This window comes from Actinomyces sp. oral taxon 181 (genome assembly GCF_018370895.1).
GTDB lineage: Bacteria > Actinomycetota > Actinomycetes > Actinomycetales > Actinomycetaceae > Pauljensenia.
The window spans coordinates 43103-59311 of sequence record NZ_JAGYZL010000001.1 but is presented as its reverse complement, the minus strand read 5'-3'; the positions used below and the strand labels follow the sequence as shown (position 1 = coordinate 59311).

The following is a 16209-nucleotide window of genomic DNA, read 5'->3' as shown; positions in this document are numbered from 1 at the left end:
TGAGAATCGTCCTTCGACTAGCTACAAGTTTAGCCTGTCCTTCCGATCGATAGGCACATCACAACAGAAAAGGTGAGGGCACCCATTTGGGTGCCCTCACCTTTCAGTGCTAATGAAGCGGTTTCAGAAGCGATCAGCGCATCTTGGTGCCGACCGAGCCCAGACGCTCAGCAGCCTCAACAACGCGTGCAGCCATACCGGCTTCAGCTTCCTTGCCCCAAGCGCGAGGATCGTACTTCTTCTTGTTGCCAACCTCGCCGTCAATCTTGAGGACGCCTTCGTAGTTGGTCATCATCCAGTTGACCACGGGGCGAGTGAAGGCGTACTGGGTGTCGGTGTCAACGTTCATCTTGATGACGCCGTTGGCGACTGCCAGTGCGATCTCTTCGTCGGTCGAGCCGGAGCCGCCGTGCATCACCAGGTCGAAGGGGCGGTGATCCAGACCGTAGTGAGCAGCGACCTCTTCCTGGATGGTGCCCAGGAGCTCAGGACGCAGCTTAACGTGACCGGGCTTGTACGCACCGTGCACGTTACCGAAGGTCAGAGCGGTGATGTAACGGCCCTTTTCACCAAGGCCTAGGGCCTCAACGGTCTTGATGGCATCGGCGGTCGAGGTGTAGAGCTTCTCGTTGATTTCGCCAACGACGCCGTCTTCTTCGCCACCCACAGCGCCGACCTCGATCTCGAGGACGGTGTGAGAGTCAACGGCCAGCTGCAGCAGGCGCTTGGCGATTTCCAGGTTCTCATCGAGGGCGATGGCGGAGCCATCCCACATGTGGGACTGGAACCAGGGCAGACGACCTGCCTTAACTTCCTCGGCCTCCATGTGCATGAGCTGCTCGGTCCAGGAATCCAGGTTCTGCTTTGCGCAGTGGTCGGTGTGCAGAGCGATGGTCACGTCGTAGTTCTTTGCGACCTCACGCGCGTAGGCAGCCATTGCCAGCGAGCCGGCGATACGGTCCTTGACGGTGGAACCTGACCAGTATTCAGCGCCACCCACGGAAACCTGGATGATGCCATCGGATTCGGCATCAGCGAAACCGCGAAGTGCAGCGCTCAGAGTCTGAGAAGAGGTCACGTTAATTGCCGGATACGCGAACTTTCCGTCACGCGCACGGTTGAGCATTTCGTTGTAAACCTCAGGGGTTGCGATGGGCACAGGAGCCTCCTAATTGATGACAACATCTGTCGCTTCATATTGTCCCACATTTGCAGAAGAACAACACTGGACTATTGGCCCTCAGATCGAAGTAGTTTGAGCAAGGTATCATTCCCCCTACTCGACGCTGATCAGAGAGCAGTTTTAGACCTACTAAAATACGCCTTCTATATAGGGTGTACTCTTCTTGTCCCTTTTCTCAATATAGGTGGATGGTTTTTTGGAACGATTCAAACGCGCGCGAATTTGGCTTCACTCTCCGCAGACTTCGTGAGGAACACGAACTCTCACAAGAAACCTTGGCCTACCGTTCTGGCGTAACGAAAAACCAAATTCAACTACTGGAATCCGGACGCGCTTCGGGACGCAAAGGCGAAGCCCGCGCCTCCAATCCACGCATGACAACACTCAGCGGCATTGCACAGGCGCTCGGTATGAGCGTCTCTGCACTCCTTGCCGAGGCTGGACTCTAAACTAAAAACTCTAGCGATTTAGTAGTGCGACATGACCGGAGTGCCAATCTCCGACCACTGATACACCCAATGCGCCTCTTCAACTGGCATATTGATACAGCCGTGTGAACCACCGGGTCCACTCCAGCCGAACGATCTCTGCCAAGGGGCACCATGGAATGCGTAGGAGCCAGTCCAGTAAGTCACCCACGGCACTCCCTTCGCACAGTAAGGCCAATCTGGAGTACACCCCATATCCTGCGCCTGATACTTGAGGTATACGTTGTAGAGTCCCGTGACAGTCTCATGACCAGGTGAACCGGGAACAATCGCGACCGGACCGTGGACAACGGTGGCACCCTCATAAGCGGTAACGGAATTGTTTCCAAGATTGATCTCAAGCCACTTCTCACCCGGGGCGGCCTGATAAACCAGGTTTTCAGCTCCGTCAGCAATGAGCTTGCGTTCATAGGTAGCCGGAGTGACGTCGTAGCTGAAGTTTCCCTCGAACTTCTTGTTGTCCTTGAGCGAAGTAATCACCGAGGTAGCGAGCGCATCAAGATCCTTGACCTTGCGACCATCAACAGCCTTCTTCGGAGTCTGAACGATATCGCCAGCAGAGTTGACATTGTGGCGACCATTGACAGGATCCCGGTTTGTTTCTTCACCCTGAGAACGTACCCACTCGCGGACGCGCTCTTCATCAACCGCGGGCTGTTTCAAGGAACCATCATCGGCCAGAGCAATCTTCACCCATCCAACTCGATCCTTCGAGCTGGCCTCGATCGTCTCTTTACCATCGGAGATCTCAACGGGAATCTGCGCAAGCTTATTTGCGGCCTCGGCGATAGTCTTCGCGCTCGCATCGTCAACCACGGGAAGAAGGTTGGTTGCAGTCAACTGCACTTCTCCCCCACGGAGCATCCGCGCGGCCTCGTCCAAGGAATTACGCAGGGCATCATAGGGAACACCACGCCCAGCCTGGGATTTGGTTGAAACAAAGGACTCTTGATCCTCGGATGGACGAACAGTAGCGTCAACCACCGGAGTTCCCAGTGAGGAGGCGATCGAGTTCGATAGATCTTTCATCTTCAGGTCGTTGACACTGATTGCAGCTGGTACATCATTGTGAACGAAAATCGCCTTGAACCGATTAAACAGGTTCGAATTCGCGGCAAGCGCCTGGTCCGCGCTCCCCTGCGGATCAACGGTTATTCCCATATCAGAAAGCGTCAGGGGCGTCGAATGCCCCTCAACTACAACATTGACCTGCATCGTCTTCGCGCGTTGATCAACCATCTGTGCGATTTCGTCCCGGGTCATTCCCGATACCGACTGACCTGCCACGCTGACGTTGGGCAGTGCACGCGTCGAATAGTGCAGGGCATAAGCAACCCCAGCCGCACACAGAGCAACCAGGACGCATCCAAGCACCCCACCGATCACAAGCGGCTTACGCGACCGTAAAGATTTATGTTCAGACATCCCTTCCATCCTACTGATTTCACATCATTTTTGCTTGAAATTCTCAGATTGTACACACCTATGTAACCCGTATATCTTCAGACAGTCCAGATCGTTTCCTGTTACCCTATTCCAACTGGTCAGGGGTACTGTTAAAGCAGGCGGACCCCAGGAGGGATAAACGTGAGTGACCTTCGTCTTCTTGTCGTTCCGGGGGGCACTTCCCCGGCATCTGTAGCGATGGCTCATGCCTCGCTACACAAGCTCGCAGAGCTGTATGAAGAGCATCAGACAGCCCCCGATCATCCCGCGCCGCACACCGTTGTTGTTATTCGAGACCCAGAGCTCGTCCCCCCATCGAGTTTGCGCACAGCTGCGACCACACCACGTGAGGCCTTCCCGCCCGAGCTCTACCCAGAGCTTGCCGACCGCATTGACGACCCCGCTCTTTTTGACAATATCGATCTGGTTTTGGCCTCCTCTGGTTCATCTGGCGAGCCTCGACTAGTTGGCCTCTCCATCGATGCATTGATGGCCTCGGTCAAGGCGACGCATTCCGTTCTAGGGGGACCGGGGCGTTGGATCTTGGCCCTGAGTTCCCACCATATCGCGGGCGCTCAGGTACTCATGCGCGCTGCCGCGACCGAAATTTCACCTCAGATCGTTGATTGTTCCCATGGTTTCAATCCAAAGGATCTGCTTCCCGCGATTGCGGGGGCAACCTCCGATCCCTCTCTGCCGGGCTATCTGTCACTAGTCCCCACCCAATTGGTTAATTGTCTGAACGCTGGCGACGAAGTCGTGAGCGCCTTGGCACGCCTCCACACCATCTTGATCGGCGGGACTCGTCTTGATCCCGCGTTGCGCCAACGCGCCGAAGATGCAGGACTCACCATCGTCGAATCCTATGGAATGACCGAAACCTGCGGCGGCTGCGTGTACGACGGCGTTCCGCTTCCCGGGGTCATGGTGCGCACCCTCGATTGGGATGGCGCCACCCGTATCGCTATCGCCGGCCCAGTCTTACTGACCCGCTACCTTATCGGCGACACCCCATTCCACGACGAGGCCGGCACCCGGTGGTTTATCAGCGGAGATACCGGCATGATCGACGCCGGTGGGCGTCTGAAAGTTCTGGGGCGCGCCGATGACATGATCATCTCCGGAGGGCTGAACATTCCGCCAATCCGAGTCGAGGACGCCCTGAAGAACGTGGCCGGCATCAAGGACGCGTGGGCGCTGGGCTTAGACGATGACAAATGGGGACAGGCCCTGTCCTGTCTTGTTGTCCCCGAGGACGCTCCTTCCTTCCCTCCCCCACCTGAATTTGTTGAGGAACAGGGGCATCGCATTCGCGAGGCCGTTTCTTCCCAGATCGGTCGCCCACAGGCACCGCGTCGCGTGATCTTCGTTTCTTCGATTCCGCAGCTTTCTTCCGGCAAGGTCGATCGCATTGCCGCACGCCAGCTCGCTGAATCGCTCACCGGGACAGAGTCTGAGTGGCGCCGATGAGCACTGAAGATAGGCGACAAGCAAGCCTTGGCGACTGGGTTGAAGGTGCCAGGCTACGCACCCTTCCTGCTGCTGCAGCCCCAGTCCTCGTCGGCATTGCCGCTGCTTTCGCCTTGGGCGCTGTTCATCCAGAACGCTCAGTCTTGGCGCTTCTTGTCGCTCTATTGCTTCAAGTTGGCGTGAACTACTCCAACGACTACTCCGACGGCATCCGCGGAACGGATGACCAGCGAAGCGGTCCCCAACGTTTGACGGGTTCTGGGCTTGCGCGGCCTCGTACTGTTTTGAAAGCAGCACTGGGGTGCTTTGCTGCAGCTGGTGTCCTTGGCTTGATCCTTGTTGCAATCAGTGGAACTTGGCCTCTGATCGCCGCGGGTATTGCCGCGGTTGCAGCAGCCTGGTTCTACACGGGTGGGAAACACCCCTACGGCTATATGGGAATCGGCCTATCGGAACTCTTTGTCTTCGTTTTCTTCGGACTGATGGCGACCGTTGGAACAACATGGACGCATATCCCTTCAGCACCTTGGTGGCTGTGGCTAATGGCCTCGTGCTTAGGTCTGATGTCGGTGGCAATGCTCATGGTCAACAACATCCGCGACATTCCTACCGATAGCGTCACCGGGAAGAAAACCGTGGCTGTTCGCTTGGGACAGCGAGCTTCTCGAATCCTCTTTTCCCTGTGCCTACTGGCACCAATCTCCGTCTTCTTTGCGCTTCCCGCAGCGATCGGCACCCATGTCATCATCTGCATTTTGGCGTCGCTCGCGTGGATTCTGGCGATCTTCCAGCCGGTCTATTTGGTGTTGAGTGGCGTGAAGGGAAGGGACCTCATCATCGTCCTCAAGCACACCGGCTTTTTAACCTTGGGGTGGGCACTTTTCGTGAGTGCGCTCTTGATCTCAAGTACATTTGCCTGAACAACTGCTCTAAACTCAAAACATGGTACGCATTCTGTTCATCGTCGCGTGGTTCGCCGCATCGATTTATGCAATTTCAGATTGGGCAACAACGCCTGCCGACAGAATGCCTATGAAGCTTTCTCGAATGACCTGGCTGATCATCTTGGTCGTGACAGTGCCATTCGTTTCTCTTGGAGCAATTGCGTGGATCGTCCTCAAGATGGTCGCAAATGCCGAGGACCGTCAGGCACAATCCGCTCCCAAAGCCCCCACCGCCCCAGACGATGATCCCGAATTCCTCTTCCGTTTAGAGCGAGATCTTCAGATGAAGCGTAAGCGTGAAGAAGAACGGAAGAATAAAGAAAACCCCTCCACCGCAGACGATGGAGAGGATTCTGATCCAGGTAAGGACGAAGACCCAACGCCTAGCGCTTGAGCTGGGCTTCAGAGACCCCGGGAACCATATCCGAGGCCTTAGACAGCAGGTGCGCAGCCGGCTCGTTATAGGTCATTCCAACCAGCACGTCATCATCAAAAATGAGCGAGGTCAGCGAAGCAAGGGAGCACTGCCGTGACAGCGGTGAGTGTCCCAGGGGCTGGTGACGGATCAGACGCTGAAGCGAAACGATGGGCATTTGGTGCGAAACCAGCAGCGCCTCGTGGCCGCGCGCCTCACGCAATGTGCGAGCGACCGCACGGGTCATGCGCTGGGCAGCATGGGCGTAGGACTCTCCCCAAGAGGGGCGCAAAGGGTTCACGTAGTAACGCCAGTATTCGGGGCGTGCAAGAACCCAAGGATTCGCATTGACTGCTACGCCCTCAAAAACTGACTCCGCCTCAATGAGATTGTGATCATGTTCGATCTCAAGCTCATAGGCAAGGGCGGTCGGCGCTGCACTCATCTGGGCACGCAACAGGGGCGAGGCAACGACGTGGGTAATATCGGCGCCGTTGTCGACGAAATACTCAGCGACGGCCTCGGCCATCTCAATACCAAGGTCAGTTAAGCCATAACCGGGAAGGCGGCCGTACAAAATACCATCGGGATTATCAACTTCACCGTGGCGCATCACGTGAATAACAGTCTTCATGACAGTGCCTTTCTGGAGGTACCACTGCGCTGAGGCAATACTGCGAAGTATTCAGCGCATGCGTTGCGGGAGATATGCCGAAGGGCCCCACCAGTGGAGGGACCCTTCAAGAAGATCACTTCTTGTTGCGACGCTGGTGACGCGTCTTGCGCAGCAGCTTGCGGTGCTTCTTCTTCGCCATGCGCTTGCGGCGCTTCTTAATGACGGAGCCCATGGGGTTCCTCCCTCGAGTGTGTAGGTGCGGCAGAGGTGACTACCGCCTGACGTCAGGTGCCAAAAGGCACAGCAGGTTTATATTACCCGTTAATCCCCGCAACGCGTTCATCGATGTGATCAGTCAGACCGGCGCGGATCAGCTGGCCGACCGCAGACTCGGGAACTCGGAAGCTCTTACCGACGCGAATCGCCGGCATCTCTCCGCTGTGAATCAAACGATAAACAGTCATCTTCGAGACGCGCATAATATCCGCCACCTCAGATACCGTCATAAAACGCGGGGCAGAGTGCTGATCCATTGATGACTCCCAGACGTGCAAAGATTAATTCCGTCTCATGATACTGGAAAGATCCCCCCATTTGGCAACTTTCTCCACTTCAATTTTCTTCAATCACTGCTGTCCCCTGTGTCACGTTATTCACATATGTTTCAGCCAATAGACTTTTAGGGCATTAGGATGAAGCTTGCGAGTGATTCTGGAGGTGACATGGCTCGTAGAAATCGGCGCCCTAGCGCGCCCGGTCGGGCATCCGATCAGCATTCCTCTGCGTCGCATCGTCGCGCACTCGCTCACTCAAGCCGAGGCTACGGACCGACAGGCATCCCCGAAGATCGACCTTCGCCTACCGTTGTCTATCCCGCCGGAGTCAAGCCCTACGCCCTTGAAGATTCTGGAATTCTCACCCGCTTCCGCGTCTGGTTTGCACACGAAGCTCGTTTTTCACCCGCGCGACTGGTGCTCATCGTCTTCGTCATGCTTATTGCATTCATCACCTGTCTTCTTGCACTCCCGATTTCAACAGCATCTGATGAACGCGCACCTTTCGTCGACATCCTCTTCACTGCAATTTCCGCGGTTTGCGTGACCGGCCTGACCGTTGTTGATACCGCGACATATTGGTCGGTTTTTGGCCAAACCGTCATTGCTATGGGCATCTTCATCGGTGGTCTGGGTGTCGTCACTTTGGCAACGATTTTGAGCTACGCCGTTTCCCGGCAGCTTGGGCTGACACAGCGAATGCTGGCAACTGTAGAGACGAAATCCAGCGGTATGGGGCGGCTGACCGCTCTGCTGAAAGCGGTTATCGGAACCTCATTGACCGCTCAGATTTTGCTCACCATTGCCTTCGTTCCCCGCTTCCTCACCCTGGGCCATGAGACCGTATGGGAATCGCTCTTCCATGCGGCTTTCATGGCAATCTCGGTGTTCAATAATGGCGGTTTCGTGATCTTGAGCGGCGGCTTGGTCCCCTACCACACCGACTGGTGGATGCTCAGTCCCATTATTTTGGGAACCTTTGTCGGGGCAATCGGATTTCCTGTCATCTCCGACCTCTCACAGCACTGGCGCACTCCCTCCAGATGGGCCCTGCATACGAAGCTCACGCTTTCGACATACATTCTTCTGGTTTTCTTTGGCACCATCACTTTTGCCTTCACCGAATGGACGAATTCGGCAACCCTTGGCGATCTTGATATTTCCTCACGACTGTTGAACTCGCTCTTGGCTGGGGTCAACACCCGCTCCTCGGGTCTGTCCTCTTTGGACGTGGCGAATATGCGTCCCCAAACCCACTTCATTCAAGACATCATGATGATGATCGGTGGCGGTTCCGTATCAACCGCAGGCGGTATCAAGGTCACGACCTTCGCCGTTCTTTTGTTGGCTGCTGCCGCCGAAGCCCGAGGCGACCGCGACATCGAAATCTTCAGCCGACGCATCCCCCACTCGGTACTTCGCCTGGCCGTTGCAGTGACCCTTTTGGGATCGCTTTTAGTTGCTCTTTCGACCGTTGTTTTGCTGACTTTGACCGGCTACAGTCTTGATGTCGTTCTCTTCGAATCGATTTCCGCATTCGCGACCGTTGGGCTTTCAACGGGTATTACTCCCGATCTCCCAGCTCTTGCAAAATACGTTCTTGCAGCCCTAATGTTCGCGGGACGTACCGGAACCATGACCCTCGCAGCAGCGCTCGCTCTGCGCGATCGGCCTCGAGCAATTCGCCAACCAGCCGAGTCTCCGCTGATCGGCTAAGAGCCGCGTCGCCCCACGAGCAAAAACCCGCACTCGTGGGAGAATACGACTATGGCAGAAGAAAAGACCCTTGCATCGGGAACCCTGGTCATCGGATTGGGACGTTTCGGTTCCGCCGTTGCCCTCACTCTGGACAAGCTTGGCTACGAAGTGCTGGCCGTCGAAAAAGACAGCCGCCGCGTCCAGCAGTTCTCGGGTCGTATTCCCGTTGTCGAGGCCGATGCCTCCTCCATGGAAGCACTGAACCAGTTGGGGGCAAGGGATTTCTACTCCGCAGTCGTGGGGATTGGTTCCTCCTTGGAAGCCTCGGTGCTGATCACTGCAAACCTTGTCGACATTGGAATGACAAATATTTGGGCGAAAGCCATCTCACGCGAACACAGTCGTATTCTTCGACGCATCGGCGCCCAGCACGTTGTTGCTCCCGAATTTGATGCCGGTCAGCGTACAGCCCACCTCGTTGGTGGACGCATGATCGACTACATCGAAATGGACAAGGACGGCTTTGCCATCATGAAGCTCCGTCCGCCGAAAGAAGTGTGCGGTTTTACCCTCAGCGAGCTCGATCTTCGAGGCCGTTACGGCGTCAATGTGTTGGGGATTCTTCGTCCGGGGGCGCCCTTTGAGTACGCCGACGCAACGACTCGAATTAACCGCGAAGACACCATTGTGGTTTCGGGCGATACGCGGCTTTTGGAGTATTTCGCAAACCGGCCCTAAGTGGCGGCTTCACTTTTCCTGTTCTGTGCATGCACCGTGCTGTTAACCCACACGGATAGGAATTCTATGTGTGCACGAGGCCAAACTGGACGCAGATGCCGGTGGTGTGGTTTAGCGTAGGGATATGGCGAAAGAAAAAAGTGTGTACCGCTGCAGTGAATGCGGTTGGACCTCACCCAAATGGGTTGGTCAGTGCAGAGAGTGCCACCAATGGAACTCCATGGAAGAGTCCGGCCCCTCTGCTTCCGTTCCGGGGGCCGCTGTCGCACTCACGCCTCGTCAGCCTGCTCAGCCCATCAACGACATCAGCGCGGAGCGCGCACGGTCCAAGCCGACGGGAATCAGCGAGTTCGACCGTGTTCTTGGTGGGGGTATTGTTCCCGGAGCTGTCATCCTTCTTGCCGGTGAACCCGGGGTCGGAAAGTCCACTCTTCTTCTGGATGTTGCTTCGACCTGCGCCGCAGAAGCGCCGGTCTTGTACATCACCGGCGAAGAGTCTGCCTCTCAGGTCAGGGGGCGCGCAGAACGTATTGGCGCCCTGCACCCACAGCTTTTCCTTGCAGATGAGACATCGCTTTCTACGGCTCTTGGCCAAATTGATGCAACCAACCCTTCTTTGGTCATCATCGACTCGGTTCAAACTCTTCAATCCGACCAGCTCGACGGCAGTGCTGGTAGCGTTGCACAGGTTCGCGCCGTTGCAACAGCGCTGATCCGCGTTGCAAAGGAACGGTCAATCCCGATTCTCCTTGTTGGCCATGTGACTAAAGATGGCGGCATTGCCGGACCTCGCCTACTCGAGCACTTGGTGGATGTCGTCTGCCAATTCGAAGGCGATCGACACACGCGGCTTCGCTTGCTCAGAGCTGTCAAAAATCGTTATGGACCCACCGATGAAGTGGGTTGCTTTGAACTCAGTGACACCGGAATTGTTGGGTTGACAGATCCTTCGGGTTTGTTCCTTTCTCAGTCCCAGTCTGCGGTTCCAGGCTCGTGCGTCACCGTCACTCTTGAGGGACGTCGTCCCCTCCCCACTGAGATCCAAGCTCTTGTTGCTCACACTTCTGCTGGTTCCCCTCGTCGAACCACCGTCGGAGTCGACCACTCACGCGTAGCAATGATTTTGGCGGTCCTTCAGGCACGCCTAGGTATCGATACCTCGGATTGCGATGTTTACGCCTCAACTGTCGGAGGGGCCCGCATCAGTGAGCCGGCTGCCGACTTGGCAACGGCAATCGGAATTGTCTCGGCCATCCGGGGAACTCCAACACGCAGCGCTCTGATTGCTTTCGGCGAAGTGGGACTCACAGGGGAAGTCCGGGCATGTACTGGCGTACGTCGCAGAATTCAAGAGGCTGCACGCCTTGGATTCAAGGTTGCCATCATTCCCGCTCAGGGAAGTGAAGAAGCCATGGGGATCGACGGAATTACGGTTCTGCCAATCTCGGACCTTGCCGGCGCGCTACGTGCCGCTATTCACTGAGTCTCTTCCTTCATTGTGCGGATACTCGAATACACTTAGAGCAGGAATCACGCATCGAAAGGCAGGATTCATGACATCAGATGCCGCTCTTCTGCGCAGCGCACTTCAAGATATCGCACCGGGCACGCCCCTTCGCGAAGGATTGGAACGCATCCAGCGCTCCCATACCGGCGGCTTGATTGTTCTTGGTGTCTCTCCTCAGCTTGAGGAAATGTGCTCGGGTGGTTTCGATCTCGATATCGAATTCACGGCCTCGCGTCTGCGCGAATTGTGCAAGATGGACGGCGCGGTCATCATCGACCCCACCGATTGGCGAATCCGCAAGGCAAATGTCCAGCTTTTCCCCGATCAGAGCATCCCTACCGATGAATCGGGTATGCGTCACCGCACTGCACAACGCACTGCCTACCAAACCCACCTTCCGGTGCTCTCAGTTTCGGCGTCAATGCGCCTTATTTCCATCTACGTCGGCAAGTACCATCACATCGTTGAAGAACCCGAAGCACTGCTGTCTCGCGCTAATCTGGCCGTCGACACCCTAGACCGCTACAGCCAGCGTCTGGATGAGGTCCTTCAGACGCTGACGATCTTGGAAATGCGCGATTCTGCAACGGTCCGTGATGTCGCGACCGTCATGCAGCGCATGGAGATGATCCGACGCATCACCTCTGAAATCAACGAATACCTTGAAGAACTCGGTTCAGAAGGACGCCTTTTGGCTCTGCAGGTCGATGATCTGGTTCGCGGTTCAGGGTCCGAACGCGCGTTGGTTCTTCGCGACTACACCCGTGATGCTTCCGCGGTCTCAACCGCAGAAGCTGCCCTCTCGGAGCTTGCCAGCGATCGTCTGGTTGATCTCGCGGCTATCGCTAACGTGCTGGGCTTGGGCGTCTATGATCCCACTGATCTGGATCGCACCATCCAACCTCGTGGCGTGCGAGCTCTCTCCTTGGTTCCTCGTCTTCCGTGGAATGTCATCAAAGACATCACCAGCCATTGGGAGAACCTTGCGGACCTGCGTGAGGCATCAGTTGAGGATCTGCAGCAAATCGAAGGCATTGGCCCCTACCGCGCAAAGCTCATCCGCGAAACGCTTGAGAACCAATTCTCAATGGCTGCCACGGGAATTGTCGGCTGGTAGTCAGCTGGTCAGACGGCTACAAGCTCACCTCAGCTAGCCCTACGTTTGGACATCCCTCATTGCCTCTAAGCCCAGTGGGGAAGAATTCTAATGGCCTTCTTGACCCTGCGGAGCGCTAGTCGCTTCAGAAGTGCTGGATTGCGAAGGTCCCGGCGTTGCTTCAGTCGTTGGCCGAACCGGCTGAGTCAGAGTGAATACCCGTTCATCTCCGAGCGTCTGGCCATTCAACAGCAGTTGTAAACGATAGGTTCCAGCTGGAGCAGGATCGGTCGCACCATCGGAATTCCGGTCCTTCGCATCGCACCCCGAGTAGAGCCCGCCATCCCATGTCAGACCGCCATTCCAAGTATCTCCGGGAATCAAGAGCAACGTCGCGCTCTCGCGATCACGCTGGCACTTCGAACCGTCATATACCGTTTCGTCGCCGCTAGAGATCTTAAAATCAATGTGCCCGAACTCAAACGAACAGGCGACTCCCGCACGGTTTTCAATGGCGACCGAAATGTTCTGTGCTTGGCCGACCTCACCACCAGAAATGGTCGGTCGAACCGTCAGATCCGCTGAAGCGCAGGCGGGAATGCGAACTCGCCCTTCCGCATCGACAATTCCATCGGCTGTGGCCTGCTCACCATCTTGAAGCGCTGCGGTTCCAGAACGCGTAACTGTCGCGGTGGGCGTCGGCGAAGGAGTTGCAGAGGCGCTTGGAGTGGCCTCGGGCGCGGAAGATTTGGTGACCGCTGAAACGGCCTTTGCAATCCCCCACACAACAAGCGCGATGATCACAAGCAATCCAAGTCCGGTGACAATACGCCGGACCCACAGGGAAGGGGGCACCTGTCCCCCACCCGGTTTCCTTGGAGGAGTCCCACCCGAACGAACTGTGGGACGAGCACCCGGACGTCCTGCGCGAGGAACCCGTGAACGTGATGCTGAGGCCGAAGAAGACCGTGGTCTATTGGGCATGAGACTACCTTCTCCCCTCAGATACATCGCTCTTACGAACATTCCGTTGCGCCCCAAGAGTGCCCTTGTCACGCCGAGCGCGCGACTTCATCACCTCAGTATCATCATCCTTTGGGTCGATGACGCACCAGCGTTCAACGATCACTCCGACAATGCCCCACAAACCAGCACCGAGTGCACACATCAGTCCGCAAATTCCAGCGTAAACACTGGTCTGCGCTTCCCAGCGAGCGAGGAAGGCCAATGACATACCTGCTAAAAGTCCAGCGCTGATCACACCACCAAGCGCACTGGCACGAGCGAACATTGCAATTCGGAAGGCTGATACGGCGTCAACCCAAGTAGCCTTATGTGCTCGAAAGCGCCGAACCTGGATTCCCATCCAGAGAAGTACGCCAGCAACAACAACAAAAACCAGGGCCAGGGCGGGATGAATAATCCACGGCCCCGCACCCTGACGAATTGCAAAGGCGGTTGCGGCTGCGGCAAGCGCCGAAGCAGCGGCTGCCCCGGCGATCAACAGCACAAGACTCAGCGGCTTCATGAATCCTCAGGACGACGACGGAAGACTGGAATCTGACCGGTAATGCTTGGACGGATTGTCACGTCGCGGTTGACAGAGGAGGGGGTCCGCGAGCCGGGAGTCATTGGCCCCTGATCAATGGAGTCATCGAGCTTGGGATCAAGAACATGACTGTAGCGGGGCGGCAAGCTCGGCGAAGGACGATCCACTTCCTCACGCGGACTCAGCGCACTGGAATCATCCACAACACGGACGTCCTCAGAGAAGTTCCAACCCGGCAGCGCACGCGAGGCGCGAGCCTGTGGACCGGACTTCCGCTGGGCTGAGCCAGCCGAAGGCTTTGCCCCCGGAGTGTTTTGTGCAGGTGCAGCATTCTCTGTACGCGTGTGTCCCTGTGTGGGAGCCGAGGCCTGACTTCCCGCTGACGAGGCCGGCTCGGGACGGCGAGCAAAGAGCGAGCTACGCCTTGGCTGGGCCGCTTCCACTCCGGGCGTCTGTTGCTCTTGAGGAGCAGGTGCACGGTGCGAGAGCTTTGCACGATGAGACTGCGCAGCAAGACGATCGGTACGCGCACGGAATGGACGCGGCGAATTAGCCGTCGAGATACCCGTTCCTTCTTCGGTTACCGGACGCCAACGCGGGCGACGAGTCCGGCGCCCAACGGGGACCTCAGCGGTAATCGGTGAAGTCGAGGGAGAACTCTGCGTCGGCTCTTGCGCGCTCTGGGTATCGGAAGACTGCGGTGCGGCCTCGGGAATGGCGTGAGGAAGAGCGCTGCCCTGCAGACGTTCGAGGAGCGACTGGCGCTCGACGACGGGGTGCTCGACGACAGGGCGCTCGACGACGGGGGGAACGGGCTCAGCAGAAGGGACAGGGCGACGAGGCTCCAAAGAGACCATGCCCTGAGCAAGGTTGGCGGAAGCCGCAGTCGTATCTGCTGGAGACGGGGTGGCCGACAGGTGCAGTCGACGAAGCGGAGGTGCGCTCACCGGAGAAGGTGCAGGAACCTGGCGGCTCGCTAGCTGCGCGGGTACCTCACCGGAAGTCTTAGCAGGAGAGGACACGGAAGTTTCTTTGGGTGCAGGCGTGGGGTGAGCGGTAGAAACTGCTGAGGCCGAAGGCTTCGAAAGCTCAACATGGCGCGATTCAACGGATTCGACCGGAGCTCCCCAGCGATCCCACAGGCGATGCCAGGTCACATCGGTGCCTTCATCGCTGGGAGCGAGGCCGGAACGCGATGCTTCGGGAAGCATGTCCAGGCGACTCGGACGCGAGGATTGGGAATTTGTCTCAAGCTTGAGAGGACGCAGCTGCTCAGCATGATCGAGGCGAGGAAGGCGCATCCGGTGAAGAAGTTCATCCGAATCAGCGATCACCGTTTCGGGATCTTCGAGCCAGTCCCTCACTGCATCAAGAATTCCACCACGATCCGGAGCCTGTGCGATAAGCTCCGATGCGGCACCGAGGCCGGAAAGCTCAGCCTTGGGCTGGGCCATCAGCCACGGAGAGAGCACAAAAGCACGCTGATGTGCACGCGGATGTGGAAGCGTTAAACGTGAGTCATCCGAGCTCACGCCGTCAATTTGAATGATGTCGATATCGATGGTGCGCGAGCCCCAGACTTCATGACGCACACGACCCAAGCGTGCTTCAAGCTCGTGGATACGATCCAAGAGCTGAAGGGGCGCCATGGACAGCGTTCCCAAAACGACGGCATTCCAATAATCAGGCTGAGGCTTTTGGTCGGGACGCAATACAGCGCGCGTACGAACCAGGGGCGAAACTTGCGTAATTTCCAAGCCATCCCAGCTGGACATTTCGTCAATTGCTCGCTTGAGGGTGACGGGAACATTGCCCAGATTTCCACCAATTGCGAGCACTACTGCGCGCGGAGCCAAAGGTGCGTCAAGTTCGTCCTGGGCAGGCTCTTCGACCTGTGCTGCTTCGCTTTCCTCAGCCGCGTCCATCACAAGCTCCGAGGCCGTCGCGGGCTGCTGCGGTGCCGCGGGAGAGTGCAGCTGAACGGGCTTATCTGAATCAGAGGCCGGGGATTCTTCTTCCTGGGAAGCTACGGCATCTGATGGTGTGCTGGGCGCAGAGGGAGCAGCGGGTACATCCTCATCAGCATCGGGAGCACTGGGGGGAACAACATTCGATGCCGCGACGAAAGGAAGCGGGATTTCGCCCTTGCGAATGGTGACCGAAACATCGGTAAAGGGAACGTCGATGGGCGCTTCAGGCTTATGGACAATAACCTCAACGCCACGAACACGCGAATCTTCAAGGGCCGCATCAGCGATCTTGTGGCCAAGTGTTTCAATCAGACGAACCGAGGGGCCCGCAAGGATCGCGTGAGCTTTCTCTGCAATCTCGGCGTAAGAAACCGTATCGGCAATGTCATCACTGAGTGCAGCGCGATCGGTATCAACCCACAGAAGCAGGTCAACAGTGAAGGTTTGAGGAGCGTTCCACTCCTTTTCGAGAACTCCGTGGACAGCCTCAGCTGTAATACCGCGTAACGCGATCACATCGAGTTGTCCCACCGTG

General features: G+C 57.0%; 16 protein-coding genes. 8 read left to right on the top strand and 8 right to left on the bottom strand.

The window, feature by feature from the left end:
• Nucleotides 1-133: 133 nt before the first annotated feature.
• Entirely contained in the window at nucleotides 134-1159 is a 1026-nt protein-coding gene (gene fbaA / locus KHW85_RS00240) for a class II fructose-bisphosphate aldolase (RefSeq protein ID WP_178706124.1), read from the bottom strand.
• 212 nt (nucleotides 1160-1371) lie between these two features.
• On the opposite strand from fbaA, the gene KHW85_RS00235 reads away from it, so the two are divergent.
• The gene (locus KHW85_RS00235; RefSeq protein ID WP_156334611.1) at nucleotides 1372-1632 is read left to right on the top strand and encodes a helix-turn-helix transcriptional regulator; all 261 of its coding nucleotides are present in this window, start codon (nucleotides 1372-1374) and stop codon (nucleotides 1630-1632) included.
• A gap of 18 nt (nucleotides 1633-1650) precedes the next feature.
• On the opposite strand, the gene KHW85_RS00230 is transcribed toward KHW85_RS00235, so the two are convergent.
• Nucleotides 1651-3096: a L,D-transpeptidase family protein gene (locus tag KHW85_RS00230; RefSeq protein WP_291458259.1), complete on the bottom strand. Its 1446-nt coding sequence runs from the start codon at nucleotides 3094-3096 to the stop codon at nucleotides 1651-1653.
• A gap of 162 nt (nucleotides 3097-3258) precedes the next feature.
• Between KHW85_RS00230 and KHW85_RS00225 the strand changes: the two genes are divergently transcribed.
• Genes KHW85_RS00225 through KHW85_RS00215 form a run of 3 tightly spaced genes read left to right on the top strand, consistent with a single transcriptional unit; the run spans nucleotide 3259 to nucleotide 5925 of the window.
• The gene (locus KHW85_RS00225) at nucleotides 3259-4587 is read left to right on the top strand and encodes an AMP-binding protein (RefSeq protein ID WP_291458257.1); all 1329 of its coding nucleotides are present in this window, start codon (nucleotides 3259-3261) and stop codon (nucleotides 4585-4587) included.
• Nucleotides 4584-5507 (top strand): 1,4-dihydroxy-2-naphthoate polyprenyltransferase, encoded by a 924-nt coding sequence (locus tag KHW85_RS00220; protein WP_291458256.1) that lies wholly within the window; start codon nucleotides 4584-4586, stop codon nucleotides 5505-5507. Before KHW85_RS00225 ends, KHW85_RS00220 begins: the two co-directional genes overlap by 4 nt.
• 22 nt (nucleotides 5508-5529) lie before the next feature.
• On the top strand, nucleotides 5530-5925 hold the full coding sequence (locus KHW85_RS00215) for a phospholipase (RefSeq protein ID WP_291458255.1): 396 nt from the start codon (nucleotides 5530-5532) through the stop codon (nucleotides 5923-5925).
• Here the strand turns inward: KHW85_RS00215 and KHW85_RS00210 are convergent.
• From KHW85_RS00210 to KHW85_RS00200, 3 genes are all read right to left on the bottom strand, one after another.
• Entirely contained in the window at nucleotides 5915-6580 is a 666-nt protein-coding gene (locus KHW85_RS00210; RefSeq protein WP_291458254.1) for a histidine phosphatase family protein, read from the bottom strand. The genes KHW85_RS00215 and KHW85_RS00210 overlap by 11 nt on opposite strands.
• A gap of 115 nt (nucleotides 6581-6695) precedes the next feature.
• Nucleotides 6696-6794, bottom strand: coding sequence for an AURKAIP1/COX24 domain-containing protein (locus tag KHW85_RS00205; RefSeq protein ID WP_003792170.1), 99 nt, complete (start codon nucleotides 6792-6794; stop codon nucleotides 6696-6698).
• 82 nt (nucleotides 6795-6876) lie between these two features.
• Nucleotides 6877-7095: a helix-turn-helix domain-containing protein gene (locus KHW85_RS00200; RefSeq protein WP_009408561.1), complete on the bottom strand. Its 219-nt coding sequence runs from the start codon at nucleotides 7093-7095 to the stop codon at nucleotides 6877-6879.
• A 189-nt stretch (nucleotides 7096-7284) separates the two neighbouring features.
• Here KHW85_RS00200 and KHW85_RS00195 point away from each other — a divergent pair, with 189 nt between their 5' ends.
• The 4 genes from KHW85_RS00195 to disA all read left to right on the top strand — a co-directional run bounded on the left by KHW85_RS00195 (nucleotide 7285) and on the right by disA (nucleotide 12176).
• Nucleotides 7285-8832 carry a potassium transporter TrkG gene (locus tag KHW85_RS00195; protein ID WP_291458253.1) on the top strand — a complete coding sequence of 516 codons (1548 nt, stop codon included), beginning with the start codon at nucleotides 7285-7287 and terminating at the stop codon, nucleotides 8830-8832.
• 51 nt (nucleotides 8833-8883) lie between these two features.
• A complete protein-coding gene (locus KHW85_RS00190; RefSeq protein WP_009408559.1) occupies nucleotides 8884-9552 on the top strand; it encodes a TrkA family potassium uptake protein in 669 nt (222 codons plus the stop codon).
• Nucleotides 9553-9676: 124 nt separating this feature from the next.
• Complete coding sequence (gene radA, locus KHW85_RS00185) at nucleotides 9677-11035, top strand: DNA repair protein RadA (protein WP_291458252.1); 1359 nt, start codon at nucleotides 9677-9679, stop codon at nucleotides 11033-11035.
• 70 nt (nucleotides 11036-11105) lie between these two features.
• Nucleotides 11106-12176, top strand: coding sequence for a DNA integrity scanning diadenylate cyclase DisA (disA, locus tag KHW85_RS00180; protein ID WP_178706150.1), 1071 nt, complete (start codon nucleotides 11106-11108; stop codon nucleotides 12174-12176).
• An 87-nt stretch (nucleotides 12177-12263) separates the two neighbouring features.
• Here the strand turns inward: disA and KHW85_RS00175 are convergent, their stop codons facing one another.
• The 3 genes from KHW85_RS00175 to folK are packed head-to-tail and all read right to left on the bottom strand — an operon-like array spanning nucleotide 12264 to nucleotide 16205.
• Nucleotides 12264-13139: a phage prohead protein gene (locus KHW85_RS00175; RefSeq protein ID WP_291458251.1), complete on the bottom strand. Its 876-nt coding sequence runs from the start codon at nucleotides 13137-13139 to the stop codon at nucleotides 12264-12266.
• A gap of 4 nt (nucleotides 13140-13143) precedes the next feature.
• On the bottom strand, nucleotides 13144-13683 hold the full coding sequence (locus KHW85_RS00170; protein WP_291458250.1) for a DUF3180 domain-containing protein: 540 nt from the start codon (nucleotides 13681-13683) through the stop codon (nucleotides 13144-13146).
• On the bottom strand, nucleotides 13680-16205 hold the full coding sequence (folK, locus tag KHW85_RS00165; protein ID WP_291458249.1) for a 2-amino-4-hydroxy-6-hydroxymethyldihydropteridine diphosphokinase: 2526 nt from the start codon (nucleotides 16203-16205) through the stop codon (nucleotides 13680-13682). Before folK ends, KHW85_RS00170 begins: the two co-directional genes overlap by 4 nt.
• Nucleotides 16206-16209: the final 4 nt, after the last annotated feature.